Annotated in this window: 18 protein-coding genes; 10 read left to right on the top strand and 8 right to left on the bottom strand. The window is 71.1% G+C overall.

All coding sequences use genetic code 11. From position 1 onward, the window contains the following. The first annotated feature begins 96 nt into the window (after positions 1 to 96). The 3 genes from OV208_RS40690 (at position 97) to OV208_RS40700 (ending at position 5,509) form a co-directional block, all read left to right on the top strand. Positions 97 to 2,766 (top strand): phosphoenolpyruvate carboxylase, encoded by a 2,670-nt coding sequence (locus tag OV208_RS40690; protein ID WP_267579367.1) that lies wholly within the window; start codon positions 97 to 99, stop codon positions 2,764 to 2,766. Positions 2,767 to 2,802: 36 nt separating this feature from the next. Next, on the top strand, positions 2,803 to 3,525 hold the full coding sequence (locus tag OV208_RS40695; RefSeq protein WP_267579368.1) for a hypothetical protein: 723 nt from the start codon (positions 2,803 to 2,805) through the stop codon (positions 3,523 to 3,525). 97 nt (positions 3,526 to 3,622) lie between these two features. Next, positions 3,623 to 5,509: a CotH kinase family protein gene (locus tag OV208_RS40700; RefSeq protein WP_267579369.1), complete on the top strand. Its 1,887-nt coding sequence runs from the start codon at positions 3,623 to 3,625 to the stop codon at positions 5,507 to 5,509. Here the strand turns inward: OV208_RS40700 and OV208_RS40705 are convergent. The 3 genes from OV208_RS40705 to OV208_RS40715 all read right to left on the bottom strand — a co-directional run bounded on the left by OV208_RS40705 (position 5,506) and on the right by OV208_RS40715 (position 8,366). Continuing rightward, complete coding sequence (locus tag OV208_RS40705; RefSeq protein ID WP_267579370.1) at positions 5,506 to 5,871, bottom strand: DUF2845 domain-containing protein; 366 nt, start codon at positions 5,869 to 5,871, stop codon at positions 5,506 to 5,508. The two genes, OV208_RS40700 and OV208_RS40705, sit on opposite strands and share 4 nt — an antisense overlap. Positions 5,872 to 5,976: 105 nt before the next feature. Further along, the gene (locus tag OV208_RS40710; RefSeq protein WP_267579371.1) at positions 5,977 to 7,239 is read right to left on the bottom strand and encodes an SGNH/GDSL hydrolase family protein; all 1,263 of its coding nucleotides are present in this window, start codon (positions 7,237 to 7,239) and stop codon (positions 5,977 to 5,979) included. 239 nt (positions 7,240 to 7,478) lie between these two features. Then, positions 7,479 to 8,366 carry a hypothetical protein gene (locus OV208_RS40715; protein WP_267579372.1) on the bottom strand — a complete coding sequence of 296 codons (888 nt, stop codon included), beginning with the start codon at positions 8,364 to 8,366 and terminating at the stop codon, positions 7,479 to 7,481. A 128-nt stretch (positions 8,367 to 8,494) separates the two neighbouring features. Here OV208_RS40715 and OV208_RS40720 point away from each other — a divergent pair, with 128 nt between their 5' ends. Beyond that, on the top strand, positions 8,495 to 8,851 hold the full coding sequence (locus OV208_RS40720; RefSeq protein WP_267579373.1) for a TIGR02266 family protein: 357 nt from the start codon (positions 8,495 to 8,497) through the stop codon (positions 8,849 to 8,851). Between the two features lie 81 nt (positions 8,852 to 8,932). On the opposite strand, the gene OV208_RS40725 is transcribed toward OV208_RS40720, so the two are convergent. The 3 genes from OV208_RS40725 to OV208_RS40735 all read right to left on the bottom strand — a co-directional run bounded on the left by OV208_RS40725 (position 8,933) and on the right by OV208_RS40735 (position 11,596). Next, positions 8,933 to 9,334 carry a GNAT family N-acetyltransferase gene (locus OV208_RS40725; protein ID WP_233595233.1) on the bottom strand — a complete coding sequence of 134 codons (402 nt, stop codon included), beginning with the start codon at positions 9,332 to 9,334 and terminating at the stop codon, positions 8,933 to 8,935. A gap of 196 nt (positions 9,335 to 9,530) precedes the next feature. Then, positions 9,531 to 10,586, bottom strand: a complete 1,056-nt coding sequence (locus OV208_RS40730; RefSeq protein ID WP_267579374.1) for an alpha-ketoacid dehydrogenase subunit beta — start codon at positions 10,584 to 10,586, stop codon at positions 9,531 to 9,533. Between the two features lie 2 nt (positions 10,587 to 10,588). Continuing rightward, the gene (locus tag OV208_RS40735; protein ID WP_267579375.1) at positions 10,589 to 11,596 is read right to left on the bottom strand and encodes a thiamine pyrophosphate-dependent dehydrogenase E1 component subunit alpha; all 1,008 of its coding nucleotides are present in this window, start codon (positions 11,594 to 11,596) and stop codon (positions 10,589 to 10,591) included. A gap of 344 nt (positions 11,597 to 11,940) precedes the next feature. Between OV208_RS40735 and OV208_RS40740 the strand changes: the two genes are divergently transcribed. The 6 genes from OV208_RS40740 to OV208_RS40765 all read left to right on the top strand — a co-directional run bounded on the left by OV208_RS40740 (position 11,941) and on the right by OV208_RS40765 (position 24,054). Then, positions 11,941 to 13,740: a PP2C family protein-serine/threonine phosphatase gene (locus OV208_RS40740; protein ID WP_267579376.1), complete on the top strand. Its 1,800-nt coding sequence runs from the start codon at positions 11,941 to 11,943 to the stop codon at positions 13,738 to 13,740. Between the two features lie 8 nt (positions 13,741 to 13,748). After that, a complete protein-coding gene (locus OV208_RS40745) occupies positions 13,749 to 16,262 on the top strand; it encodes a tetratricopeptide repeat protein (protein WP_267579377.1) in 2,514 nt (837 codons plus the stop codon). Further along, entirely contained in the window at positions 16,259 to 17,185 is a 927-nt protein-coding gene (locus OV208_RS40750; RefSeq protein ID WP_420715104.1) for a PhnD/SsuA/transferrin family substrate-binding protein, read from the top strand. Before OV208_RS40745 ends, OV208_RS40750 begins: the two co-directional genes overlap by 4 nt. Positions 17,186 to 17,497: 312 nt before the next feature. After that, positions 17,498 to 19,981 carry a TonB-dependent receptor domain-containing protein gene (locus OV208_RS40755; protein ID WP_420715105.1) on the top strand — a complete coding sequence of 828 codons (2,484 nt, stop codon included), beginning with the start codon at positions 17,498 to 17,500 and terminating at the stop codon, positions 19,979 to 19,981. Between the two features lie 25 nt (positions 19,982 to 20,006). After that, positions 20,007 to 20,834 carry a hypothetical protein gene (locus OV208_RS40760; protein WP_324291460.1) on the top strand — a complete coding sequence of 276 codons (828 nt, stop codon included), beginning with the start codon at positions 20,007 to 20,009 and terminating at the stop codon, positions 20,832 to 20,834. Between the two features lie 4 nt (positions 20,835 to 20,838). Next, positions 20,839 to 24,054: a serine/threonine-protein kinase gene (locus OV208_RS40765; RefSeq protein WP_267579379.1), complete on the top strand. Its 3,216-nt coding sequence runs from the start codon at positions 20,839 to 20,841 to the stop codon at positions 24,052 to 24,054. A 67-nt stretch (positions 24,055 to 24,121) separates the two neighbouring features. Here the strand turns inward: OV208_RS40765 and OV208_RS40770 are convergent, their stop codons facing one another. Then, positions 24,122 to 24,514, bottom strand: a complete 393-nt coding sequence (locus OV208_RS40770; RefSeq protein WP_267579380.1) for a hypothetical protein — start codon at positions 24,512 to 24,514, stop codon at positions 24,122 to 24,124. Positions 24,515 to 24,651: 137 nt separating this feature from the next. Continuing rightward, positions 24,652 to 24,957, bottom strand: coding sequence for a hypothetical protein (locus OV208_RS40775; protein WP_267579381.1), 306 nt, complete (start codon positions 24,955 to 24,957; stop codon positions 24,652 to 24,654). Between the last annotated feature and the right edge of the window lie 194 nt (positions 24,958 to 25,151).

The following is a 25,151-nucleotide window of genomic DNA, read 5'->3' on the forward strand; positions in this document are numbered from 1 at the left end:
CCCACAAGGACGGAGCGGGTTTCCGTCCTGCGGTGGGCGAAAAGCAAAGAATGGGTAGGTGGCGCTCCGCGTCGAGGGACTACGTTTCCGGTCGCTATGGCGCGTATTCGTCCCGTGGATCCCCCGCTCCGGCGGGATGTCCGGCTCTTGGGCCGGCTTTTGGGAGAAGTCCTGGTCGAACAGGAGGGGCAGGCCCTGTTCGACAAGGAGGAGGAGGTGCGCCACCTGGCCATCCAGCGTCGGCGCGGGCCGGTGGCGGGGCGGCGGGCGGCGGCGGCGGAGCTGGCGGCGGTGCTCCAGCGGCTGCCGTCGGAGCAGGTGGAGCCGGTGCTGCGAGCCTTCTCCGTCTACTTCCAGTTGGTGAACCTGGCGGAGCAGCACCACCGCCTGCGCCGCGCGAGGGCCCACGCGAGCCCCACCTCCACCCGGCCGCAGAAGGGGTCGCTGGAGGCGTCGTTGCTCGCGCTGAAGGCCGCGGGCGTGAGCGCGGACAAGGTGCGGGAGACGTTGGGGACGCTGAAGGTGACGCTGACGTTCACCGCGCACCCGACGCAGGCGGTGCGCCGCACGTTGCTGGAGAAGCTCTACCGGCTGGCGCAGCTTCTGGAGGAGCGCGACCGGGTGACGCTCACCCCGCGCGAGTCCGCCGCCAACCTCACGTCCATGCGCGAGGAGATCACCGCGCTCTGGCAGACGGACGAATTGCGCCGCGAGCGCCCCACGGTGGGCGACGAGGTGAAGAACGTCCACTGGTACGTGGAGGAGATGCTGTCGGAGCCGGTGGCCCGGCTGCCGGAGGCGCTGGACTGGGCCTTCGAGCGCGCCTACGGCGAACCGCTGGGAGTCCTGGACACGCCCGTGCGCATCCATTCGTGGGTGGGCGGCGACATGGACGGCAACCCGCTGGTGACGCCGGAGGTGTTCGAGGACACGCTGCGCGCGCACCGCGCCCGGGGCCTGCGCCTGTTCCTGCGCGACGTGGAGCTGTTGGGCGGCATGCTGTCGCAGTCGGAGCGGCACGCGCGGCCCACGCAGGAGTTGGAGCGCTCGCTGGAGGAGGACGCGAAGGCGCTGCCGGACGTGGCGAAGGCGCAGGGCCCGCGCACCTCCGGTGAGCCGTGGCGCCGCAAGCTGCGCTTCATGGAGGAGCGCCTGTCGCTGGCGCTCCAGCACGTGCTGGCCCGGCGCGAAGGCCAGCCGTCGAAGCTCGCGCCAGAGGCGTATCGCTCTCCGGAGGCGCTGGGCGACGACCTGGCGGTGCTGGAGCGGTCGCTCTTCGCGGCCCGCGCCGAACACGCGGGCCTGCGCGAGGTGCGCCGCATGTCCGAGCGCGTGCGCGCGTTGGGTCTGGGGCTGGGCGAACTGGAGGTGCGCGCGCCCGCGGAGGACGCGGTGAGCGCGGCGGCCTCCTTCAACGGCGGCCCTGCTCCCACCGAAGGGGGCACGCGGCTGCTGGCGGTGCTGGCGAAGCTGCGCGAAGGCCAGGACGAAGGCGGCGAATCCGTGTGCCGCACGCTCATCCTCTCCATGGCCTCCACCGCGGACGACGTTCTGGCGGCGTTCCAATGCCTGAAGCACGCGGGGCTCTGGGACAAGGAGCGCCAGTGCGCCACCGTGGACGTGGCGCCGCTGTTCGAACAACTGGGCGCGCTGGACTCCGGACCGGAGGTGCTGCGCACGCTGTTCGCGCATGTGGAGTACCGCCAGCACCTGAAGGGCCGGGGCGTGCAGGAGGTGATGGTCGGCTACAGCGACTCCGGCAAGGAGGTGGGCCTGCTGGCCGCGAGCGCCGCGCTGTACCGCGCGCAGGTGGCGCTCACCCACGTGGCGGACGAGCACGACGTGCCCCTGCGCCTGTTCCACGGACGCGGTGAGACGGTGGCGCGCGGCGGCGGTCCCGCCCAGACGGCCATCCTCGCGCTGCCGCCGGGCACCGTGGCCGGGGCCTACAAGGCCACCGAACAGGGCGAGGCGATGGACCACAAGTACGCCCGTCCGGAGCTGGCACAGCGCACGCTGGAGCTCGTGGTGGGCGGCGTGCTGCTGCACACGCTGGACGCGCAGCCGCGCCCGTCCCCCGAGGACGAGACGGCCTTCCGCGCCGCGTTCGACCTCCTGGCGGAAGAGGGCCGCAAGGCGTACCGGGCGCTGGTGTGGGACGATCCGCGCTTCGTGGAGTTCTTCATGACGGGCACGCCCGTGGAGGAGATCTCCGCGCTGCCCATCGGCTCGCGCCCCAGCAAGCGCAAGGCGGGCGGGCTGGACACGCTGCGCGCCATCCCGTGGAGCTTCGCCTGGACACAGACGCGAGCCATCGTCCCGGCCTGGTACGGCGTGGGCACCGCGCTGGAAGCGTACGCATCCACGCCCGAGGGCGCTGGGCTGCTCCAGCGGATGTACAAGGAATGGCCCTTCTTCCACACGGTCATCGACAACGTGACCATGGTGCTGGCGAAGACGGACATGGCCATCGCGGCGCGCTACGCGAAGCTGGCACCCGCCTCCACGCGGCCCCTGTGGCTGCGCATCCAGCAGGAGCACACGCGCACGCGCCGCGCGGTGAAGACGCTCACGGGGGAGGGGAAGCTCTTGGACAACAACCCGCAGCTCCAACGCAGCATCGCGCTGCGCAACCCCTACGTGGACCCCATGTCCTTCCTCCAGGTGGAGCTGCTCAAGCGCAAGCGCGAAGGGGACGCGGCCTGCGACCGGCCGCTGCTGCTGGCCCTCAACGGCATCGCGGCGGGGATGCGGAACACCGGTTAGAGAAGAGCCTCAACCCCTCAGTCAGGAGCGCGCGGGATGGCCCAGGAGACGTTCACCGTGGAGGAGATCAACCCGAAGCACGGCTTCGCACGCCTGCGTCCGGAGACGGGGCAGGGGATGCTCCACACCGCCCTCTATCCGGATCCGGAGCTCACCCACGCCCCGCCCTTCCAACTGCGCCAGGGCGACCGGGTGTCGGGCGAGCGCCGGGGGCAGACGGTGTCGGAGGTCTCCTGGGTGACGCGCGTGGAGCCGCCCTGGGAAGAGGTGGAGCGCGTGGCGGAGCTGCTCGCGCTCCTGGAGCGCTGGGAGATCCGCATCCCCTTCGAGGCCCGCGTCCTCGCTGAATATTCGTGGCGTGAGAGCAGGGAGGACCCGCTGCGCGACGAACTCCAGGCGCAACTGCCCACCTTCTTCGACTTCGACGGCGCCCATCCCTTCGAGGACCCGTCCCTGCTGGAGCGCCTGTCCGCCGCCATGCAGCCGTACCTGCCGGGCTTCTCCGTGCAGCCGGTGCAGGGCCAGCCCGCCGTGCGCGTGGAGCCCGGCGCCGTGGAGATCGTCGCCGGGGTGGGCAGCTGGGACATCCCCCAGCCCACCTTCGCCCCGATGATCGCGGAGGTGAACGCCCGGCTCGCCGCCGCCCAGGCCCCGGTGCGCTGGGTACCCACCCGCGAGGACTGGATGCTCGCGCCCCCCGCGCTGGCCGCGCTCCTCCAGAAGCACGGCCTGCTCGAAGGCACCTCCATCCCCACCTAGGGCTGGCGGGCGGTCCCGCTGTCACGCCGTACCATGGCGCGCCGCACCATAGTACAATGGGAGGTCAAACGATTATCTGATAGAGGACGGAGACATCATGGGTCTCCGTCACCTCGCCTCTGTCTTCGTGGGTTTTCTCCTCCTCGTCGGGTCCGCCTGTGGGCCCGAGCGCAGGCTGGAGGAGGCGGTGCTGCCCGCGCGTCCGTTCGTCTCCATCGACGGACAAGAGCCGGCGCAGCAGCGCCTGTTCGGCAGGGTGTCGAGCGACGCGGGCGTACCCCGGGTGGAGGTCTACGAGGACGGCCACTTCCTGGGCTTCGCCGACGTGAAGGCCGGCCGCTGGAGCCTGCCGTGGTGGCCGGGCCGGCGCGCGTTGACGTTGGAGGTCGTGGCGAGAGATCCGCTGGGCGACACGGCACGGGCCCGCGTGGACTTCCAGCACCTCGCGTTCGACGCGAGGCCCGGGCTCTACCAACCGGAGACGCTGCTGGTGTTGCCCACGCAGCAGGGCGTGCGGACGTACTTCACGCGGGACAGCTCCACGCCCACGCCCGCGTCCGCGCTCTACACCGGTCCCATCGCGCTCTTCGCCCGCGCCAGTCCGCCCGTGACGTGGGCCTTCGTTCCCACGACGCCCCCTTCCGCGCTGGAGGGCATGCGGTGGGACGCGCCCCTGGAGGAGCTTCCGCAGGCCTCGGTGGTGCGCTTCCGACAGTACGTGGGCGCGGAGCCGGTGGGCCCGGTGCGCACGCGCACGTTCGTCATCGGGCGGGGGCCGTACACGCTGCCGGTGCTGTCGCTCGTCACCGACGCGGCGAACTTCTTCGCTCGGGACCTGGGCATCTACGTCCCCGGCCTCGTGTGGGAAGCAACCCCGGAGGATCCGTGGGTGGGCAACTACACGCAGGACGGCAAGGAGTGGGAGCGCCCCGTCCACGTGGAGTGGTTCGAGACCTCCGGCGCACGCGTGCTCGCGCAGGACGCGGGCGTGCGCATCCACGGCTCCGGCAGCGCCGTGCTGCCACAGAAGAGCCTGCGGCTGTACGCCAAGGAGGACTACGGCCCGAAGACGTTCGCGGGCCCGGTGTTCCCTGGCTCGCCGGTGACAAGCTTCACGCGGCTGCTGGTGCGTGCGTCCGGGCAGGACCAGGGACAGACGCGGCTGCGGGACTGCGCCCTGCAGGGGCTGCTCGCCCAGACGCGGCTGGCGCTCCAGGCCTGCCGTCCCACGCTCGTGTTCCTCGATGGCGAGTACTGGGGCCTGCACGAGCTGCGCGAGCGCTACGACGAGTACTACCTCGCCTCCCACTACGGCGTGGACCGCAAGAAGGTCGTCATCCTGGAGCGCGACGGAGAGCTGGACGTGGGGGAGGACGGAGATGCCCGGCCCTACCAGGAGCTCATCGACTACGTGCGCACGCATGACCTGGCGGTGCCGGAGCACTACGCCCACGTGAAGGCGCGGATCGACGTGGAGGACTTCATCGACTACCAGGTGGCGCAGCTCTACCTGGGCAACCAGGACTGGCCCCAGAACAACGTGAAGTTCTGGCGGCTGCGCACGGGCGCGCCGGGCGCGCCCCACGGACAGGACGGTCGCTGGCGCTGGCTCTTGTATGACCTGGATTACGCCCTCCGCCCGGAGCCCGCCTTCGACAGCCTGGGGCGGGTGCTGGAGGATCCAACGCTGGAGGCTTCCACCGTCCTCTTGCGGCGGCTGCTCCAGGCCCCGGAGTTCAAGGCCCGGTTCGTCGAGCGCTTCCTCTGGCACCTGGAGCACACCTTCACCCCGGAGCGGGTGGTGGCGTACGTGGACGCGGTGGCGGAGCAACTGGCGCCGGAGATGCCCGGACACGTGGCGCGCTGGCTCCAGCCGGCCTCCGTGGACCTGTGGAGCGTGACCGTCGAGGAGCTGCGCGAAACGGCGCGTCAGCGGCCGGCGCTCATGCGCCAGTTCCTGGCCCGGCACCTGGGGCCGCTCTAGGGGTTCTTCTTCTCCGGGACTTCGCTGCCGTAGCTGCCGCTGCGCACGTCCACCAGCCGGCCGTCGCGGAAGATGGCGACCTGCATGAGCCGGTGGGGGCCGAAGTTGTAGGTCCACTCCTCGATGGTGGACGACGAGCCCACCTCCGTGGAGACCTCCTCGTGGGGCGACTTCTGCTTGTACCGGGTGCTGGCGTACTCGGTGCGCGTGCGCCGGGACATGGGCTCGCCGCACTTGATCAGCGCGTCGTCCGTGGTCGCGCCCTCGGACACGAGCTTGTTGTCGCAGCGCAGCGACGAGGCGTGGACGAGCGAGGGCAGGGCGAGGCAGGCGACGACGAGGCTGGCGGACAGGGCACGCATGAAAGGCTCCGGGAGAGAAGCGGAACGGGGGCAATGCTCGGACGCTGGGACCCCGAACCTATTCAAACGCGTCCTGTCGATTCCAGTCCGAGCCCCCGCCCGGGATTAAAGACCGCCCTTCGCCTTGAGCACGCGCACCACCTCGGCCGCCATCACCCGGTGGCCCTCCATGGACGGATGGATCTGGTCCACATCCAGGCCATCCAGGAACAGGTGCACGTTGCCCGGCTGGCGCATCACGGCCTCCAGGTCGATGACCTCCGCGCGCGTCTGGGTGCGGATCCACGCGTTGAATTCCACGCGCTGCGTCTTCACCACTTCGTAGTCGCCGTAGTTCGTCTTCTCCTTGGGCAGCAGCGTGCTGACCCACAGCCGGCACCGGGGCTGGAGCTGATCGAACAGCTGGGTCATCCGCTGCTCCAGCTTCTCCACCGTGATGCCTTCGGAGGCCAGGTCGTTGGTGCCCAGCAGCACGATGCAGTCGGTGAAGCCCTGCATCGCGAGCACCTCTTGCGGCAACTGGATGTTCGCGTCCCAGAAGCCCTGGCCGGACACGCCCGAGTTCGCCACCGGCAACCCGAGCCCCTTCTGCACCAGGAACGACCACGCGTTGCGCGTGTCGTTGCGCGTGTCGATGTAGCCCTCGGTGATGCTGTCCCCGATGGTCACGAACGCCCGGCCCGGCGCGCCCTCCACGTCCACCGTCGCGACGCCCAGCGCGTACTCCCAGGCTTGTCCTCCCAGCGCGCCCTGCGTCGTCGCGTACGCACCCGAGCGCGAGTAGCTGCCGGGGAAGGCCTGGATGAGGCTCGCGGCGATGTCGCCCCTGGCCTCGAAGGAGATCGCCACCTCGTCCTGGAACTCCACCGGGAAGTCCACCGGATCCGACGTCACCAGCGTGCGCGCGTTCGCGGTGAAGCCCGCGTGGCCATTGAAGGTGAGGGCCACCGGCGCGGAGGCCAGCGCTCCGTTGGCGCCCGCCTTCGCCACGGAGGCCCGCTGCAACGTCATGGCGCCGTCGCCCGAACGGAAGGTGATGCGCACCCGGCTGCCCGCGCGCCCCATGGGAATGCGCATGCGGTAGGTGGTGATGCTCCCCGCGTAGGTGTTCTCACGCAGCGCCTGGTGGAAGCCCGGCTGGAACATGATGGGTGGAGGCGCCGGGGGCAGAGGGGCCTGCACCGTGCGGCCATCATGCAGCGTCAGCGTGGGCGCCGCCTCCAGGGAGGGCGCGGGCGCGGTGACCTTCGAGTCCGTGCTGCCCGCACCCATGGAGGCCTCCGCACCGGGTTCCTCCACGCCGCCACAGCCCAGCATCAGGCCCAGGGCACCCACCCAGCCAAAGCGCAGCGCCTTCGTCAGACCCATGCCATCACCCTCCCGGCGCAAGACAATGTGCACGACTCCCGTTCCTGGCGACCTCGTGCTTCAAGGGGTGGGCCAATCGCCCGGGAGTCCCGAGTGCCGCGCGCTGGGAAACGGAGCCGGACGACTTCCGCCGCAAGGGTGGGAGGCCAGGGCACCCTGGCCCGTGGCCCTCCCCATCCGGGGCGGGAGTCTGCCGCCCCTGGGAAAACCAACGCCTTCCCCACGGACACGCGCCCGCTTCAGGGGACGCAGGCCCCGACGTCGCCGTTGTTGGTGAGCGCCCGGCAGGTGCCGCTGGAACAGGCGGGCGAGCCCGGCGGAACGCGGCACAGCGTCCGACACGTGCCGACGCCGTCGGACACCGCGCAAGTGCTCCCTGGTGAACACTGGTTGCTGAACTCACACGCGGCGCCCGGAGCCAGCGTGCCGCTGCCCGCGCACACCGGACCGTTGGTGGCCGGGTAGCAGCCCAGCGGACCCGCGCAGTCCTGGGCGAACGCGTCACACGCCGCGGACGGCGGGCCGCACACCAGCGGCAGTTCGTCCGTGCCGGCCAGGCGCAGCACCGTGTTGCAGTCGCCGGACGCGCAGTCGGACGTCGCGTGGCACAGCTTGCGGCAGAAGAAGCCGGTGCCGCCGTCGTTCAGCGCGTCGTCCTTGCAGAACAGGCCCGCGGCGCACGTGTCGTAGCGCTGTCCCGCGGGCGCGCTCGCCGCCTGGGTGCACGGCGCGCCTTCCGTGGCGGTGCCCGCGGCCACGCACTGGCGTTGCGCTTCCCCGCCGTCCAACGTCACGTAGGTACAGCGTTGCCCCGCCGCGCAGTCCTGCCGCACCGGATCACACGTGCCCGGGAAGCACTTGCTGCCCGTGCCGCCATCCGTCAGGTCCGTGTAGTGACAGCCCTGTCCCGCCGCGCAGCCTTCCTGCTTCACCACGTTGCAGGTGAAGTCCGAGCGGCCACCCCCGCCACCGTCTCCGGCATCGACAGTCCCGGAATCACCGGTGCTCGTCCCAGAATCCACGGCTGTCCCCGCATCAGGAGGAGGCACCGTCTCTCCATCGTCGCAGCCCGCCACCCAGAGCCCCATCAACAGGGCGCCACCCAACAACACGAGACGTGAAGACATCCGGAAACTCCTGGTGTGGAAGTAGTCTGGGACTTACACGAGCCGTTCCACGTCACGGGGCCCCTTGAACCGGGCCTGGAAACCAGCCGACACTTCCAGGCTCAGGACCGAGGGGGGTCAAGGTGCGCATGAACACGAAGTTGGATGAGCCATTGGAGCCAGACCCGTATTTGAACCGCCGCGCCGAGGAGCGCGTGGCGGCGCGGTTCGAGGTGCGCTTCGAGCAGGCGGAGGACGCGGCGCGCGCGCTGCGGGCGTACTCGCTCAACCTGTCGGCGGGTGGACTGTGCCTGCGCACGCGCAAGTCCTACGACGTGGGCTCGCAGGTGCGGCTGGCCATGATGGTGGACGGCGAGGAGTTCCACCTCACCGGCGTCATCGCCTGGGTGCGCGACGAGGCGGAGGCCATCGGCGTGCGCTTCATCGACGTGAGTGAAGAGGACCACGAGCGCCTGCGCCGCGTCATCGCGAGCTTCAAGCGCTGACCGGGCCGTGCTGCTCGAACCCGCTCCCGCGGTGAGGGGCGCCCGCGAATCGGGCCCCCATCCCGCGAGCCGGGAAGCGCGCTAGCGCTGCGTCTCGCTCTCGGCGTGACGGAACACGCCGGAGTCGCCTTCGACGTACCCGCACGCCTTGTAGAACGCGCGCGTCTCGTCGGTGACGTTGAGCGGGGCGATGAGCTGGAGCTGCTTGACGCTCAGCACCTTGCCGCGCTGCGCCACCTGCGCGAGCAGCGCGCGGCCCACGCCCCGGCGGCGCCAGCCCTCGGACACGACGAGCTCGTCCACGGTGGCCACGCGGCCGCGCAGCCGCAATTGCGGACGGTGGGAGAAGGACACCATGCCCACCGCGCGGTCCTGCGGGTCACCGGCCACGAAGATTTCAATCTCCGGATGGCTGATGACCCAGTGCACGGTCTGCTGGTCGGTGCCCTGGGGGTAGCCCAGCTCGCGAAGGAGCAGTGCCATGACCTCGGCATCACCTCGACGCGCGCGGCGGATACGGAAGGCGTTGGCGTCGGGAGCGGGGGTCATGGTGCGAACGATGGGCTGGGACAAGGCATCCGCGATACTAACGACAGGGCCGTCGGACCTCCAAAGAGGAACGACGGCCCTGGAAGACTTCACGTACGAATGCGCCGCCGCCCGGTGTGGGCAAGTGCCATCAGGGCTGCTCGCCGGCCAGTGAGCGGATGGCGGCGGTGATGTCCGCCTGCTGGGGCACCGACGCCATCTCCAGCGCGTCCGCCAGGCCGATGCCCGGGACGAACTTGCCGGCCACCAGCCGGGGCGGCGCGAGCAGCGAGTAGAACAGCTCCTCCACCGTGCGCCGGACCAGGTGCTCGCCGAAGTTCGTCACCTCGGTGTCCTCGTTCACGTACAGGACGCGGCCCGTCTTCTGGATGGACGCCTTGATGAGCTCCCAGTCGTAGGGCCACAGCGAGCGCAGGTCGATGACCTCCACGCTGATGCCGTCCTCCTTGAGCTGGTCCGCGGCCTTCGCGCACAGCGGCAGGGTGCGGCCGTAGCTGACAACGGTGAGCTGCGTGCCCTCGCGCACCACCTTGCCCTTGCCAATGGGCACCGAGAACGCCTCCAGCGTCGGCCACTGGGGCTTCCACTGCGAGCGGTCACCCAGCGGCGCGTCGATGAGCTTCGACAGCGCGCGGTCGTCGTCGGGCTCTCCCGGGATGCGCTCGTCGCCCTTCACGCGCAACAGCGCCTTGGGCTCCAGGAACATGACGGGGTTCGGGTCCTGGCAGGCGGAGATGAGCAGGCCGTACGCGTCCAGCGGGGTGGAGGGCATCACCACCTTCCAGCCGGGGATGTGGGTCATCGTCGCGTCGAAGGAATGCGAGTGGTACATCGACCCGCGGATGCCGCTGCCCACCGGCGTGCGCACCACCATGGGCAGGTTCCAGTCACCGTTGGTCGCCCAGTGCGTGTTGCCCGCGATCTTCAGCAGGTCGATGGTGTTGTAGATGTAGTCGCAGAACTGGATCTCCGCGACCGGACGGTTGCCCGCCATCGCGAGGCCCATGGCCGCGCCGATGATGCCGCGCTCGTCCAGGGGGCTGTTCCACGCCGTCTTCAGGCCCTGGGTGCAGGTGAAGACGCCGCCCAGCGGGGCGCCCACGTCCTCGCCGAAGATGTCGGTGACGCCCAGGTTCTCCTCGGCGTAGTGAAGGGCCATGCGGATGGCCTGTGCCATGTTCGCCATGGTTATTTCTTCTCCGCGTAGATGTGGTCCCAGATGCTGTCGCCGGAAGGTTGCGGTTCGTCCCGCACGGTGCGCGCCGCCGCGGCCAGCTCCTCGCTGTAGCGGTTGCGCACCTCCTCCATCTGCTCCCGGCTGAGGACGCCTTCCTGCTCCAGGCGCGTTTCGAACAGGCGCAGGCAGTCCTGCTCCTCGTTCACGAAGTTGGCGCCGGACGCGGACGAGTGCCCGTACAGGCGGGAGACCCGCGCTTCGATGAAGTACGGCTTGCGCTCCTTGCGCACGTACTCCATCGCCGCCTGGATCTCCTGGTAGGACTCCAGCGGATCATTGCCGTTGATGGTCTTCGCCGGGATGTTGAAGGCGCGCGCGCGGTCGCTGATGTTCGTCTCGCCGTGCTGGCCGTCCGAAGTGGTGGAGATGCCCCACTTGTTGTTGGTGACGATGATCAGGATGGGCAGGGGGTTGGCCGGACGGCTGCTCCACACGAGGCAGGTGGGGAAGTCACCCTCGGCCGTCCCCGCGTCGCCGCCGGTGACGATGGTGATGCCCTCGCCGCCGTGGCGCTTCTGGGCCATCGCCGTGCCCGGCGCGATGGAGTACTGCACCTCGATGGGCGAGGTGATGGGCGCGATGTTCTTCGAGCGCCGGGTGAAGTGGCCCGCGAAGTTGCGGCCGCCGGAGTAGGGGTCCGTGGCGGTGTTCTTCATCTGCCGCAGCGCCCCGATGGGCTCCTCGCCCATGGCCAGCAGCGTCGCGGACTGGCGGTAGTGCGCGTGCAGGTAGTCGTAGTCCAGGCCCTCGCCCACCTTCATGAGCAGGCCCAGGGGCACGTTGAAGGCCTCCTCACCGGGGCCGCCAATCCAGAAGTAGCCGTGGCCCTGCTTGTACATCTGGATGAGGCGCTCCTCGAGGACGCGCGCCTTCACCATCAGGTCGTGGATGCGGATGAGCTGCTCTCGCGCGAGCGAAAGCGGCGCGGAGTTGTCTTTGATCAGCCGGGGCCGTGACACGCGCGGAGGACCTCGAAAAAGGGAAAGGGGACGCCCCTATACTCCGAACGACGGCCCCCGACTCAAGGACCCTGTGGGGGGCGGTGTTGTCCGTCCTCCGTTCCGGGCCCGGGTGGCGCGACGCGGCAATGAGCACAACTCATCCAGGACCCTCCCATCCCCCTCGCTGATCCGCCCCGGCTCCCCCGCCGGGGGCCCGCAAGGGGCTGGTCGCCTGGACGGGAAGGGGAGGGGCGGACCGGGTGGAGGGCTGGAAGGTGGACTCCTCGCGTCAATGAGGAAGTGCGATACAGTCCGCCCCGCCCCGCCCGTGTACTCCCCCAGCGGGCCTCCCCAGGTGTGCCTTGTCCCGTACGAACACGCGCCTCGACCCCGCGCCTGATGCCTCCGACGCGTCCTCTGACGCACCGGCGGGGGCCACCCCGCCCCCACCCCCTGAGTACACCGGCACGCACTCCCGGGAGCTCACCGTCATGCCCGGGGAGCACACGGCCACCCGGATGACCGGGGCGGTGGGCGTGCCCGTGGACGGCACCCACACCCTCATCGCGCCGCTGGAAGCCGGAGAGCTGCCCAACGTGGCGGCCATCCGCGGGCTGCGGTTGGATCAACTGCTGCTGCTCACCACCGGGGCGATGGTCATCATCATCGTGGGCCTGCTGGCGGCGCTCTCCGCGAAGACGACGGAGTCGCAGCTCACGGAGGCCTCGGACCGCTTCACCCAGCGGCTCCAGTCCCAGGCGCGCGAACTCGGGCAGACGGTGAGCCACACCCTGGCGCTCACCTCCGCCACCAGCCTCCGGGACAACAACTACGCGTTCCTCACCGAGGTGGCGCGCTCCATCATCGCGGACAACCGCAACATCCTGCGCGTGCAGATGTTCGACGCGGACTCGCAGTTGGTCGCGGACAGCGACCCGGCCGCGAAGCTGGGCTCCTCCGGGGGCCGCACCGCCGAGCGCCGCTGGGCCAGCGCCTTCTTCAACGGGCAGCCCGTCTTCGAGTTCCAGGAGCCGCTCGACTACGGCGCGCAGGCCGGCAAGGGCGTCGTGGTCATCAGCTACTCGCTGGAGGAACTGCAGAAGCAACTGCACGAACTGGAGGAGGCCAACCACGCCGCGGTGCGTGCGAACACGCTGCGCATCGTGGGCCTGGGCCTGGGCTTCGTGGTGCTCGCGGGTGTGCTGGCCGCGTACCAGAGCCGCCGCATCACCAAGCCGCTGGGCGTGCTCACCCACCGCGTGATGCAACTGGCCGCCGGTGACCTGGGCGCTCGCGCGGGCACGGCGCCTGGCGCGGGCCGCGAGGTGACGACGCTGGGCGTGGTGTTCAACCACATGGCCGAGCGCATCAAGGTCCTGCTGGAGGACGTGCGCGCCAAGGCGCAGTTGGAGCGCGAGGTGTCGCTCGCGCGCACGGTGCAGGAGACGCTGCTCCCCGGCCGCGAGGCGGTGACGGTGGGGCCGCTGCGGCTCGCGGGGCTGGTGGTGCCGGCGGACGCGTGCGGCGGCGACTGGTGGTTCCGCGCCGCGCTGGATGACCGGCGCGTCGTCATCGGCATCGGGGACGTGACGGGCCACGGCTTGTCCACCTCGCTCGTGGCCACCAGCGCCACCAGCGGCTTCGCCTCCGCCATGACGCTGCGCGAGCCGTCGCAGGTGCACGCGCAGATGCTCATCACCGCGCTCAACGTGACGCTGGCCAACGTGGGCCGGGGCGAGCACCAGATGTCCAGCGCGCTCGCGGTCATCGACGTCTACAACGGGCAGATCGACTACGCGGCCGGTGGCCACCCCGCGGCGGCCGTCTTCAACCGCACCACCGGACAGATGGCGTCGCTGCCGGCGCGCGGGCCGCTGCTGGGCGCGAACGTCGCGGCGGAGTTCACCTCGCGCCAGGCGCAGCTGCGGCCCGGGGACATCGTCGTCTGGTACACGGACGGCCTCACCGAGGCGCGCGACGGCACCAACCGCCTGTACGGCACGCAGCGCCTGGCCGCCGCGCTCCAGGCCAACGCCCACCTTCCCGCCGACGCCCTGCGCGACGCGCTCCTCGCGGACGTGCGCGCCTACAGCGCCGGCCAGCCGCAGCGCGATGACATCACCGTCATCGTCGCCGAATTCAGCCCCGCCCCCTCGCCGTGATGAATCGCATGCGCCCATCCTCCCGCTCTCCGCGCCGCGTCTCCACCGCGCTCGTCCTGCTGGCCTCACTGGCCGGCCCGCCGACGGCGCTCGCGCAGTTCCGCCCGCCGCCCGCCACGGAGGCCCAGCGCCAATCGGAGCAGGGTGAACAGGCCCTCGTGTCCGCCAACGCCGCCGCCGCCAAGGGCGACAAGAAGGAGGCGGAGGAGAAGTTCCGCCGGGCGCTCCAGCTCTTCGAGCAGTCCCTGGCCCAGGAGCCCCAGTCCGTGGCGACCGCCGCGGGCCTGGGCAGCGCGGCCAACGCGCTCCAGGACTTCCAGCGCACGGTGGCGCGCGTGCAGCCCGTCTTCGCCCAGAATCCCGGGGAGCTGTCGCTCGCGTATCCGCTGGGCACGGCGTACTTCAAGCTGCGCCGCTTCAACGAAGCGGTGCCGGTGCTGGAGCAGGTGGCCGCCGCGGATCAGCCCGACCACCTCATCGTCCACTACTACCTGGCCAGCTACTACCTGTACGTGCAGGACGGGAACAAGGCGGTGACGCGGCTTCAGCGCTACCTGGCCCTACGCCCGGAGAAGCTCGCCGGCAACGACTTCCAGATCCACGAACTGCTGGGCAAGGCGCACCTCTTGCGCCGGGACGCGCCCGCCGCGCGCGCCGCGTTCGAGAAGTCGCAGGCGGGCCGGGCGGAGTCCGCGCCCGCGCAAATCGGCCTCGCCGCCGTGCTGGAGATGGAAGGCCGCGTGCCGGAGTCCCGCGCGCTGCTGGAGCGGCTGGTGACGAAGTTCCCCCAGGTCGCGGAGCCGAAGGAGCGCCTCGCGCGGCTGTACCTCTCCGCGGGGGACGTGCCTCGCGCGGAGGCCCAGGCGCTGGCGCTGGTGAAGCTGGGCGCCACGCCCGCCGCCCACCTGCTGCTGGGGGATGTGCGGCTCGCGCAGAAGCAGCCCTCGCAGGCGGAGGCTGAGTTCCGCAAGGTGCTGGAGCTGCAGCCGGGACTGCTGCTGGGGCAGATCGCCGTGGGCAAGGCGCTCCAGGCGCAGGCGCGTCATGAGGAGGCCATCCAGTTCCTGGAGACCGCGGTGAAGTCGGGCGGCGGCAGCCTGGAGCTGTGGGCGACGCTGGGCTCCGTCAACCGCCGCGCCGGCCGCTTCCAGCGCGCGGTGGAGGTGCACCGGCGCGTGGTGGAGATGGCGCCGCGTCAGGCCCTGGGCTGGATGCTGCTGGGCGCGGATCACTTCGCCACCGGCCAGTGGGATCAGGCCATCGAGGACTACGGCAGCGCGCTCCAGGTGCAACCCAACCACCCCGGCGCGAAGCAGTGGCTGGCCCGGGCGCTGGCCCACCGCGCGCGGGATCGCGCCGGCACGCAGCGCCTGGACGACGCCGTGCGCGACCTGCGCCGCGCGTACGACCTGGACCGCTCCGTGGCCATGGGGCGCCGCCTGGGCGCGGTGCTGCTGGAGAGCCGTCAGTACGCGGAAGGGCGCAAGGTGATGGAGGGCGCCGTGACGCTGCCGGGCGCGACGTGGCGTGAACACCTGCTGCTGGGCTACGCCCGGCTGGGCAGTGGCGACGCGCAGGCCGCGCTCGCTTCCTTCACCCAGTCCGGTGAGGCCACGCAGGAGCCGGATCAGCGCGCGGAGGCTTCCGCGGGCGCCGCGCTGGCGGAGGTGGAGCTGGGCCAGGTGGACGCCGCCGTGCAGCGGCTGTCGGACGCGGGCCCGTCCAAGAGCGCCGCCAAGGTGGCGGAGGCGAACCTGCCGCGCGTGCTGGTGCGCCGGGCCCTGGCGAAGCTGGAGGCGGGCGACCCCGCCGCGGCGAACCGGGACCTGGACGCGGTGGACCGGCTGGGCACGGGCAAGCGAGGGGACCTGGCGAAGCTGGCCACCTTCGCCCGGGCGCTCACGCGCGCGGAGGAGGGGAAGTTCGCGGAGGCCTCGTCCGGACTCAAGCGCGCGCTCACCCCCGTGCCGGAGTGGGCCTGGCCCAACACGCGCACTCTGGCGGACGCGTGGGTGCTGTACCGCCAGGGCAAGGTGGCGCCGTCGCGCAAGCTGCTCACCACCGCCCAGAAGAAGCCCATGCCCGGGCAGCCCCGCTGGATGGGCGCCCTCACCGGCGCGCTCTTGCGGCGCGAGGCGGCGATCGCGTACGCCTCCGGCAACATGAAGGCGTCGGAGAAGGCGCTGAAGGCCGCGCTCGCCGTGACGCCCGACGACGCGCTGGTGCAGCACAACCTGGCGTGCGTGGACTGGCGCCAGGGGGACGCGTCCGGCGCCGTCGCGACGTGGAAGCGCCTGGAGCCGAGCGTGGCCGTCGCCTCGCTCAACCTGGGCATCGACGCGCAGGAGCGCCGCCACGAGCCCGCCGAGGCCGTGGACGCCTGGCGCCGCTATCTGGCGGCGGGCGCGGGCCCCCGGGCCGCCCAGGTGCGGGAGTGGAAGGATCGCCTGCAGGGACTCTACGGACTGGGGGACGCCTCCGGCGCCGCCCCGGCCGGGGTCACCGCGGAGGAGACGCCGTGAAGAAGACGCCAACGCTTGTCGCGCGGTGCGGCCTCGTGCTGTTCGCCGCCGTGCTGTTCCTGAACGCCACCCCCGCGTCCGCGGCGCCGAAGAAGGCGACCCTGGGCGTGTTCCTCGCCACCACGCTGTCGGATGGCCAGGAGCGCTTCCAGTACGCCGAAGCGCTCGCCCAGAAGCTGGAGGCCAGCCTGGGCCGTCCCGTCGCCGCCCGCAGCTTCGGCCGCTACGAGGACTTCTCCAAGGCGGTGGGGGAGGGCCTCATCGACTTCGCCGTGGTGGACGCCTGGGCCGCGGTCCAGTTGGGCGCCAAGGCCCAGCCGGTGGCGTACGCGCCCCGCGCCGGTGAGACCCAGCAGCGCTGGGCCATCATCTCCACCCAGAAGGGCTCCGTGAAGGACCTGGCCGGCAAGCGCATGGCGCTGGTCAAGGGCGCGGGCCCGTCGGATCCGAAGTTCGTCTCCCACGTCGTCCTGGGCGGCGACCTGGACGCCCAGAAGCACTTCAAGCTGGTGCCGGTGCCCAACGTGGAGTCGGCGGTGAAGATGCTGGAGGCCAAGGGCGCGGAGGCCGCGCTCGTGCCGGTGGCGCACGCGCCCAAGGAATTGCGCGTGCTCTTCCGCAGCGGCCGGGTGCCGGGCGCGGTGCTGGTGGAACTCAAGGGCTCGGGGGATTCGCTCTCCCAGTCCCTGTCCGCCGTGGGCGCGGTGGCCCCCTTCGACGCCTTCGCGGCCATCCCCGGCCGTGAATTCGAGGACTTCCGCAAGCTCGTCACCCAGGGCCCGCCGCGCCGTCAGCCCGTCCTCGTGGACGCGGCCGACCTGCGGGTGGAGACCCCCGTCCTCGTGCAGTCCGAGTCCCTGGGCCCCGCGCTGCCGCCCTTCACCGACGACCTGGCCGTCACCTCCGAACAGCCGGATGACTGAGCGCGGCACGGTGATCCGCGAGCCCTACCCAGCGTGTCTTGCGACACGTTTTACCGGATCGACAGCCGCGACTTGGCCTTAGGCCAGTTATTGCGGTAGTTTGAGAAGTCGAGCGGAACGCTTCCGTTCAGGGGTGGAAACTCGCCCCTGCGGACGATTGCCAGTCGCAACGGCTCTGGACCCTGGCGAACGGAACCGCGGACATCGCTGCTTCCCCTCGTGGAATTGAGAACGATGGACTCGACTGTGTACGGTGTGCCGCGAAACAATGCGGTGAAGAGGTTTCCGGAGCGTCTGGGCGCGCGAGCGTGCATGACGTTGGTGGTCTGCGTCCTGGCCCTGCTCACGGTGGACCGTGCGGAGGCCCAGGAGGCAGCTCAGGATCCGGCGCCCAAGACGACGCGCACGAAGCCCGTCCGCAAGCGGACGACGCCCGCCGCGGGAGCCAAACCACCTCGCGTGGCGAAGCCCCGCAGGGGAGCGAAGCCGCCCGCGCCCGTGCCGGAGCCGGACGCGCTGCCGGCGGGAACCGGGCCCGTCACGGACGAGCCCGCCCTCGCCTCGGAACCGCCGGCCGATCCGCCGTTGGGCGGAAACCCGTACGCGTTCCCGTCCGTCGCGGAGCCGGCGCCCGTCGCGTCGCCGGCGTCGCCTCCGACGTCCATCCCGGCCGGTCCGCTGCCGTCGGATGCTCCGTCCAACCCGCAGCCTCCTGCGGCGTACGGGAATCTTCCCCTCCCTGGCACGCCGACGGACAACGTGCCGGATCGCGCGCCGTTCACGGAGCCCACGTCGGACCGTCCGCTGCCGCCCCCTTCCGGCCTGGCGGACCTGGACACGCTGACGCCCGACTTCGAAGACACCGTCAACCAGGTGCTGAGCGAGGCCGTCGTCACCACGGCCGGCAAGCGCAAGCAGCGCATCTCCGACGTGCCCCTCACCGTGTCGTGGATCCCCGCGGAGGAGCTGGAAGGCACCGGCCAGTTCTCGCTCTGCGAGGCCATCCAGTACTTCCCCGGCATGGAGTGCCGCCGGGGTTCCATGCGCAAGGCGGCGGTGAGCGCGCGCGGCCTGGGCTCCAACTACCTGTCCAACCGCCTCCTGCTGCTCAAGGACGGCCGCCCCTTGACGGATCCGTGGACGGGCCAGTTCTACGCGGATGAGACGACGCCGCTCGTGAACCTCAAGCAGGTGGAGGTCATCCGCGGTCCCGGTTCGTCCCTCTACGGCTCCAACGCCTTCAGCGGCGTCATCAACATCATCGAGCGCCAGCCCGGCGACCTCATCGCCAAGGGCCAGAACGTGGGCGCCGACGCGCGCATCCTCGCGGGCCAGGACAAGACGTGGCGCCTGCAGACCAACGTCGCCGGTCGCGGCGGTCCGGTGGAGGCGCTGCTCGGCTACTACGGCTTCGGCTCGGACGGCCCGCAGCTCTTCAACAACCAGCAGCTGGGCCAGACGGACACCAACGAGGACTCGCTGGTGCACCAGGTGAACGGCAAGGTCCGCGTGGGGTCCTTCGCGCTGGACGCGGACTTCACCGACGCCAACATCGGCCGTCCGGGTGGCCAGAACATCTCCACCGTGGGCAACTGCGGCCGCTGCCACTACACGGCGCAGGACAACGAGCACGTCCAGAACCTGAACGCGTCCATCCAGTTTGATCAGCCGGTGACGGACAACGTGCGCGTGTTCGCGCAGGCCTACTCGTTCTTCAAGCGCCGCGACGTGGCGCTGGAGAATGAGCTCACGGGCGCGCTGGAGAACACGCTGGGCAAGCGCAGCCGGCTGGGCGGCGAGGCGCGCGCCCTGTTCACGCTGGAGAAGCTGTCGCTCACCGTCGGCGGCGACGTGAAGGCCGACCAGGTGAACAACCAGAACGTGCTGCCGGGCCTGGGCCTGGACGACACGAAGCAGACCATCCTGGGCGGCTTCGTGGACGCGGAGTTCCGCGCCACGGACCGGCTGGTGTTCGGCGCGGGCGCCCGCTACGACAACTACCAGATCCCCGAGCGCGTCTGGGAGGCCCGCACGGATCAGATCTCCCCGCGCGCCAGCGTCGTGTTCCACGCCATCCCGGAGCTGCTCACGCTGCGCACCAACTACGGCCGCGCCTTCCGCGCGCCCACGCTGGCGGAGTTGGCCATCAACCAGCAGATGTACGCCGCGACGCTCCTGGGCAACCCCGGACTGCGCGCGGAGACGCTGGACACGGTGGAGGCCGCGGTGGACTTCTGGCCGTTGGATCGCCGGGTGCGCCTGACGGGCACGGGCTTCTACAACCAGGCCAACAACTTCATCAACCAGGAGCTCCTGTTCGGCTCCACGTCCCAGTTCAAGAACCTGGGCGACGCGCGCGTCGTGGGCTTCGAACTGGAGGCCGCGGCGCAGGTGCCGCAGCTCAACTCCTCCTTCGACGTCGCCTACCAGTTCCTGAACGCCAAGGCGCTGCCCCTGGATGGCGGTCCCAGCTACCCGCTGGACTACGCGCCCACCCACCGCGTGTACCTGCGCGGCCGGACCAACATCGGCAAGTACGCCTTCGTGGAGCTCTACGGCCTGTTGGTGGGCCCCCGCTTCGACCCGGGCTTCGTGGTGGACGAGAACTCCGGCACCTCCACCCGCGTTTCACTCCCCAGCTACATCACCGCGACCGCGCGTGTGGGCTTCAACGTCCACGAGCGCGTGGCCGTCTCCCTGCTGGGGACGAACCTCTTCAACGCGAAGTATGAAGAGTCCCACGGCTTCCCCGCACCCCCGCTGGGCGTCTTCAGTGAAGTCCGGCTGCATTACTAGGGCCTTGTTGGATACCGTTGCCCCCGTGAAGGACACCCCCCTGAAGTTGACGCCGGACACGTCGATGACGCCGGAGGCGCTGGACAAGGCCTCCGGGGTGCTCGCGCGGGACGGCCTGTTGCTGGGGCGGGGCGATGTCGCCGCGCCCCAGTTGGTGCTCTTCGACGGGCGCCTCACGCCCGCGCACGCGGAGCTGCTGGAGCGCAGGCCTCCGGCGCTGCTGCTGGCCACGCGGGATCCGGGGGGACAGCCGTCCCCCTGGGAGGTGCGGCTGTTGGGCGCGCTGCTTCGCGGCGGGGCGCTGCTGCCGCCGGAGGCTTCCGTGTCGCGCGAGGAGCTGGGCAGCGTGGCGGACGTGACAGCCGCGGGCGAACGCGCGGCTGAAGCGGTGATGCAGTCGGGGGGCTCGAAGGTGGCCGCCAGCCGGGTCGCGGATGTCGTGCATGAAATCGGCGTGAACGCACTGCTGGACGCGCCGGTGGACGACGCGGGGCAGCCGAAGTACGCCCACCGACGGGGACAGGTGCAGAGCGTGGCGGACGAGGATCGCTGCCTGTTGTCGTGGGCGGTGGTGGACGGCCGAGCGTGGCTGGAGGCGACGGACCGCTTCGGCCGCCTGACGACGTCCCCGCTGGTGCGGGTGGTGAAGGCGTGGGGTGAGAAGGCGCAGGTGGACGCTTCCGGCGGTGGCGCGGGCCTGGGCCTGCGGCGCATCCTGGAGCACAGCGACGCGGTGGCGGTGCGGGTGATCCCAGGGCAGAAGACGCAGTTCGCCTGTGGGGTGGACCTGGGGGATGCGCGCCGCAGGGCCGCGCAGCCCAAGTCGCTGCTGTTCTGTCTGGAACGAGGGTAGGCGGGTGGAGAGCCAAGCTTCCAATGCCAGCATCACCTCCCTGCGCGTGGGCAGCCTGCTGCACGTGCGCGTGGCCGGGGTGATCGACGAAACCTTCCCCCTCACCCCGTCCTCCAAGGGCCTCTCCGGCCTCGTGGTGGTGGACCTGGGCCTGGTGGAGCGCATCAGCTCCTTCGGGGTGCGCCGGTGGATTGAGTTCGTGGGCCACCCGCCGCAGGGCGTGGCGGGGCTGTACGTCATCAACGCGCCGCCGGTGGTGGTGGATCAGCTCAACATGGTGGAGGGCTTCGCGGGCGTCGCGCGCGTGCTCTCCCTGCTGGCGCCCTACACCTGCCGCTTCTGCAAGGAGGACCGGCTGCGGCTGGTCCGCCTGGTGGAGGAGGCGAAGATGTTGGATCAGGCGGGCGCCCCGGAGCACCACTGCCCGGTGTGTTCGCAGCCGTTGGAGTTCGCGGACGAGCCCACGGAGTTCTTCGACTTCGCGCGCCGCCAGCAGTTCTCCGCGGTGGACCCGGCGGTGCTGCGCTACCTGCGCTCCAGCATCCCGACGGAGCCGTCCGAACTCTCCTCGCACCTGAAGATCGTCCAGGACGACATCACCTTCATCACCCTGGCCAGCGTGCTGAAGGGCGACCTCAACGTGCGCCGGCTCGCGTCCGGCCTGGAGGGCCGCGTCGCGTTCGACTGCTGCCACGTGAGCACGGTGGAGCCGGAAGCGCTGCCGCGCATCGAACAGGTGCTGGAAGTCGCCGCACAGGGCGCGCAGGTGGTGCTCTGCCGCGTGCCGCCGCCGATGCTGGCCGTGCTGTCGAAGTCCACCAAGACGCTGCCGGTGAAGCTGGCCACGCTGTGGCTGCCGTGCGACTGCCGCAACTGCGGTCAGGTCACCCACCAGCGCATCCAGACCTCCGAGTACCTGGAGGTGCTGCGCGCCAAGGGCAGCATGGAGCGCGTGTGCCCCATCTGCGGCGGCAACGCCCGGGCTCCGGCGCTGGCGCAGTTCCAGGGCCTGCTGGCGCGTACGCCGCTCACCGACAAGGCCCACGACGACATCGAAGCGCTGGAGCAGCGCGCGCTCAGCCAGTACCTCTTCGGCGCCACCAACTCCGACCCTGGCAGCAAGAACACGTCGCCCACGGACGTGCATTCGCAGGGCAGCGGCCGGGTGCAGATCATCCGCCGGCTGGGGCAGGGCGGCATGGCGGAGGTGTTCCTCGCCAAGCAGCAGGGCGTGAAGGGCTTCGAGAAGTTCGTGGTGATGAAGAAGATCCTCGCGCAGTTCGCGGAGAACCCCGAGTTCGTCGACATGCTCTTCGCGGAGGCCCGCGCCAACGCGCGCCTCACGCACCCCAACATCGTCCAGACCTTCGACGTGGGCGTGACGGACGGTGTCGCGTACATCCTGATGGAGTACGTGCGCGGCCCGGACTTGAAGCGGCTGCTCACGGAGCTGCGCCGCAAGGGCATGGCGCTGCCCCTGGAGCACGCGCTGCGCATCGTCGCGGAGGTGGCCGCGGGCCTGCACTACGCGCACAGCTACGTGGACCCCTCCGGCACGGCGCACCCGGTGGTGCACCGCGACGTGTCCCCGCACAACGTGCTGGTGTCGCTGGACGGCGCCATCAAGCTGTCCGACTTCGGCATCGCGAAGGTGCAGGGCGAGGAGCAGACGCAGGCGGGCGTCATCAAGGGGAAGATCTCCTATCTCTCCCCGGAGGCCGCCAGCGGCCGCCCGCTGGACTGGCGCAACGACGTGTTCGCGCTGGGCGTGGTGCTCTTCGAACTGCTCACCGGACAGTTGCCGTTCCGCCGCGACCATGACGCGGCCACGCTCGCGGCCATCGTGCGTGAGCCCGCGCCGGTGCCCTCGCAGCTGCGGCCGCACATCCCCCAGGACGTGTCCGACCTCATCCTGCGCGCGCTGGTGAAGGACCCGGCGCGCCGCACGCCCACCGCGGCGGCGATGCGCGAGGAGATCGAAGCCGTCATCACCCACCACCGCCTCTCCTCGTCGCCCGCGTCGGTGGCGCAGTACTTCAAGGAGACGCTGGGGGACCGGCTGGTGGAGTACGCGCCTTCGACCGCCAGCGGCTCGGGAACGGGCTCCAACCCCCGGTCGCTGATGCCGGGCACGGGCTCGCACCCGAAGCCGCTGGGCCCGGGGTCCAGCTCCGGCTCCGGTTCGGGCGCCATGCGGGCTCCGTCGGACCTGTCCCGGCCGCCCGTACGCGGCTCGGGCAGCATGCCGCGCATGGAGGCCGAAATGCGGCCGCCGCCGCCGGTCGCCGCGCCGGACGCGGAGCGGGGCACCGAGGTGGTGTCGGTGCACTCCGAGCCGCCGCGCCCGCCGCCGGTCGCCGCGCCCGCCCCCCGGCCGTCGCGTCCCGCGGGCACGCCGCCGCCGCCGCCCGTCTCGCCGCTGCCGGCGCCCTCCCAGGTGCGTCCGCCGGCGTCCGCCAACGTGCCCACGCGTGTGGCGCCCATGCCGCAGCCGCCCGTGCGCCCGTCGGTCGCGGTGCCCTCCGTGGCACCCCTGGCGGCCGCGCCTCCGACGCCCGTGGCCCACGTGCCCCCTGTCGAGGCCCCCATCGCGCCCTCGCCGGTGCGCCCGGCCGTGGACAAGGCGCCAGTGCCGCCGCCCGTCCATGCCGTGCCGCCGGTCCCGCCGGTGGCCTCGCGTCCCCCGCCCGCCGCCGAAGCGCCTCCCGCGTCCGGCAAGGGGCTGACGCCCGGTCAGCGCAAGGGGCTGGTGGTGGGTGGAATCGGTGTGATCCTCGCGGGCCTGGCGCTGGTGTTCGTGCTGCCCGGCGGAGGCGTGGAGGTGCGCAACGCCCAGGCCGGCGAGCGCGTCTACGTGTCGGGCGTGCTGCTCGCGGCGGACCACTCCCTGCCGGAGAACCCGGGAGGGTGGCTCATCTCCACCGCCGTGGATGGCCGGCTGCACCGCTTCGGCAAGGTGTCGAAGGCGGAGCACATCGACCTGCGCACGCTCGCGGATGCCGCTCCCCAGGCGGACGCCAAGGGCATTCTCAGCGTCACCGGCCCCGCGGGTTGCCGCGTGGCGCTGGGCTCCCAGGTGCTGGAGAGCGCGACGCCGCTCGTCAGTTCGATGCCCGCCGGGCGCGAGTTCGAGGTGCGCGTCACCTGCGGCGGCAAGCCCGACGTCGTCCGCTGGGTGATGGCCGTTCCGGGCCAGAGCGTCGCGCTCGACGTGCCCTGAGCCGTACGCCGGCCCTGAGGGTCAGGGGCTGCCTCCATGAGGCCCCCCTTCGCCCTTGCGCCTGCGTCTACAGCGTCCGCAGCAGGTAGCGCTTGTAGTCGCCGTAGGCCGGAAGGTCGCTGCCCAGCGACCCGTCCACCTTCGCCTTGAGGGTCAGGGTGCCCCCCGAGAGTTCGAGCGTGTAGCCGGGGTCTTCCTTGTGGATGACGTGCACCGTCTTGATGCCGTCGCGCACGGCCTCCTTCCCAATGGTGTCGCCGCAGACGGCCTTCAGGTCGTCGATGAGGCGGTCGAAGATGCCATTGGAGATCATCTGGATGGCGGCCACGGAGGTGAAGCTCGCCTCATCGAGGGTGACCTGGAGGTCCGCGCCGCCCGCGGCCGCCCTCAGCTCCTCCAGCTTCGGCGCGAAGGACTCTTCCCTGAACGCCGCCAGCTCCTTCCGTTCCGCGAGACCCATGGTGCCGTTGCTCCGTGATGTGTCCGGGCGGAAGTGCCCGACGCCCCGGGACCGTCCTGGACGAGACCCCCGGCTGTCAACGCCCGGAAGCGGCGGGAGGCGTCCCGTCCTTCCAGGTCGCAGGAAGGGCGGTGCCCTCAGTCGTGCTTGCCCACGTGCAGGTCGCCGTGCTGCACGCAGACCCAGTGGAAGGCGCAGGAGCACGCCACCGCGCGCGCGTGCGTGCAGCAGCGGCCGCCGAAGTGCTCCGGCAGGGGCTCCCGTTCCTGCGCGGGCGGTTCCGGCAGCTCGCGCGGCGCGCCCCGGCCGGAGTCCGCGGGCACGGCGCCGCAGCAGCCCTTCGGCAGGCAGTCAGGGCACAGGGACAGCTCGCAGTGGGCGCACCAGTCGAACACCTCACCGGCGGTGCCACGGCGTTCACAACCTCCACAGGCATCGAACATGGGCGTCCTCCAGGCTCACTCCCAACGAAGGTAGAGGAGGGGTCCGACATCACGGGCCGTGCGAAGCAGAACAGGCGCTTCGGGCGGGGTAGGCGATGGATGGCCAACGCTCCGACCGCGCACCTTCCACGGGTGGACGCGACGCAGGCGGTACGTCGGTCCGTGATCCCTTGCGTCACGGGTTGGGGATTCGC

Origin of the sequence: Corallococcus sp. bb12-1 (genome assembly GCF_026626765.1) — a bacterium.
In the GTDB taxonomy this organism is placed as follows: Bacteria; Myxococcota; Myxococcia; order Myxococcales; family Myxococcaceae; genus Corallococcus; species Corallococcus terminator.

What these genes read in the sequence shown, in the direction of transcription:
- OV208_RS40770 (WP_267579380.1), bottom strand. Translation starts at nt 24,514, where the DNA reads ATGGGTCTCGCGGAACGGAAGGAGCTGGCGGCGTTCAGGGAAGAGTCC.
- OV208_RS40690 (WP_267579367.1), top strand. Translation starts at nt 97, where the DNA reads ATGGCGCGTATTCGTCCCGTGGATCCCCCGCTCCGGCGGGATGTCCGG.
- OV208_RS40745 (WP_267579377.1), top strand. Translation starts at nt 13,749, where the DNA reads ATGCGCCCATCCTCCCGCTCTCCGCGCCGCGTCTCCACCGCGCTCGTC.
- OV208_RS40725 (WP_233595233.1), bottom strand. Translation starts at nt 9,334, where the DNA reads ATGGCACTGCTCCTTCGCGAGCTGGGCTACCCCCAGGGCACCGACCAG.
- OV208_RS40715 (WP_267579372.1), bottom strand. Translation starts at nt 8,366, where the DNA reads ATGTCTTCACGTCTCGTGTTGTTGGGTGGCGCCCTGTTGATGGGGCTC.
- OV208_RS40775 (WP_267579381.1), bottom strand. Translation starts at nt 24,957, where the DNA reads ATGTTCGATGCCTGTGGAGGTTGTGAACGCCGTGGCACCGCCGGTGAG.
- OV208_RS40720 (WP_267579373.1), top strand. Translation starts at nt 8,495, where the DNA reads ATGAACACGAAGTTGGATGAGCCATTGGAGCCAGACCCGTATTTGAAC.
- OV208_RS40695 (WP_267579368.1), top strand. Translation starts at nt 2,803, where the DNA reads ATGGCCCAGGAGACGTTCACCGTGGAGGAGATCAACCCGAAGCACGGC.
- OV208_RS40730 (WP_267579374.1), bottom strand. Translation starts at nt 10,586, where the DNA reads ATGGCGAACATGGCACAGGCCATCCGCATGGCCCTTCACTACGCCGAG.
- OV208_RS40705 (WP_267579370.1), bottom strand. Translation starts at nt 5,871, where the DNA reads ATGCGTGCCCTGTCCGCCAGCCTCGTCGTCGCCTGCCTCGCCCTGCCC.
- OV208_RS40710 (WP_267579371.1), bottom strand. Translation starts at nt 7,239, where the DNA reads ATGGGTCTGACGAAGGCGCTGCGCTTTGGCTGGGTGGGTGCCCTGGGC.
- OV208_RS40700 (WP_267579369.1), top strand. Translation starts at nt 3,623, where the DNA reads ATGGGTCTCCGTCACCTCGCCTCTGTCTTCGTGGGTTTTCTCCTCCTC.
- OV208_RS40755 (WP_420715105.1), top strand. Translation starts at nt 17,498, where the DNA reads ATGACGTTGGTGGTCTGCGTCCTGGCCCTGCTCACGGTGGACCGTGCG.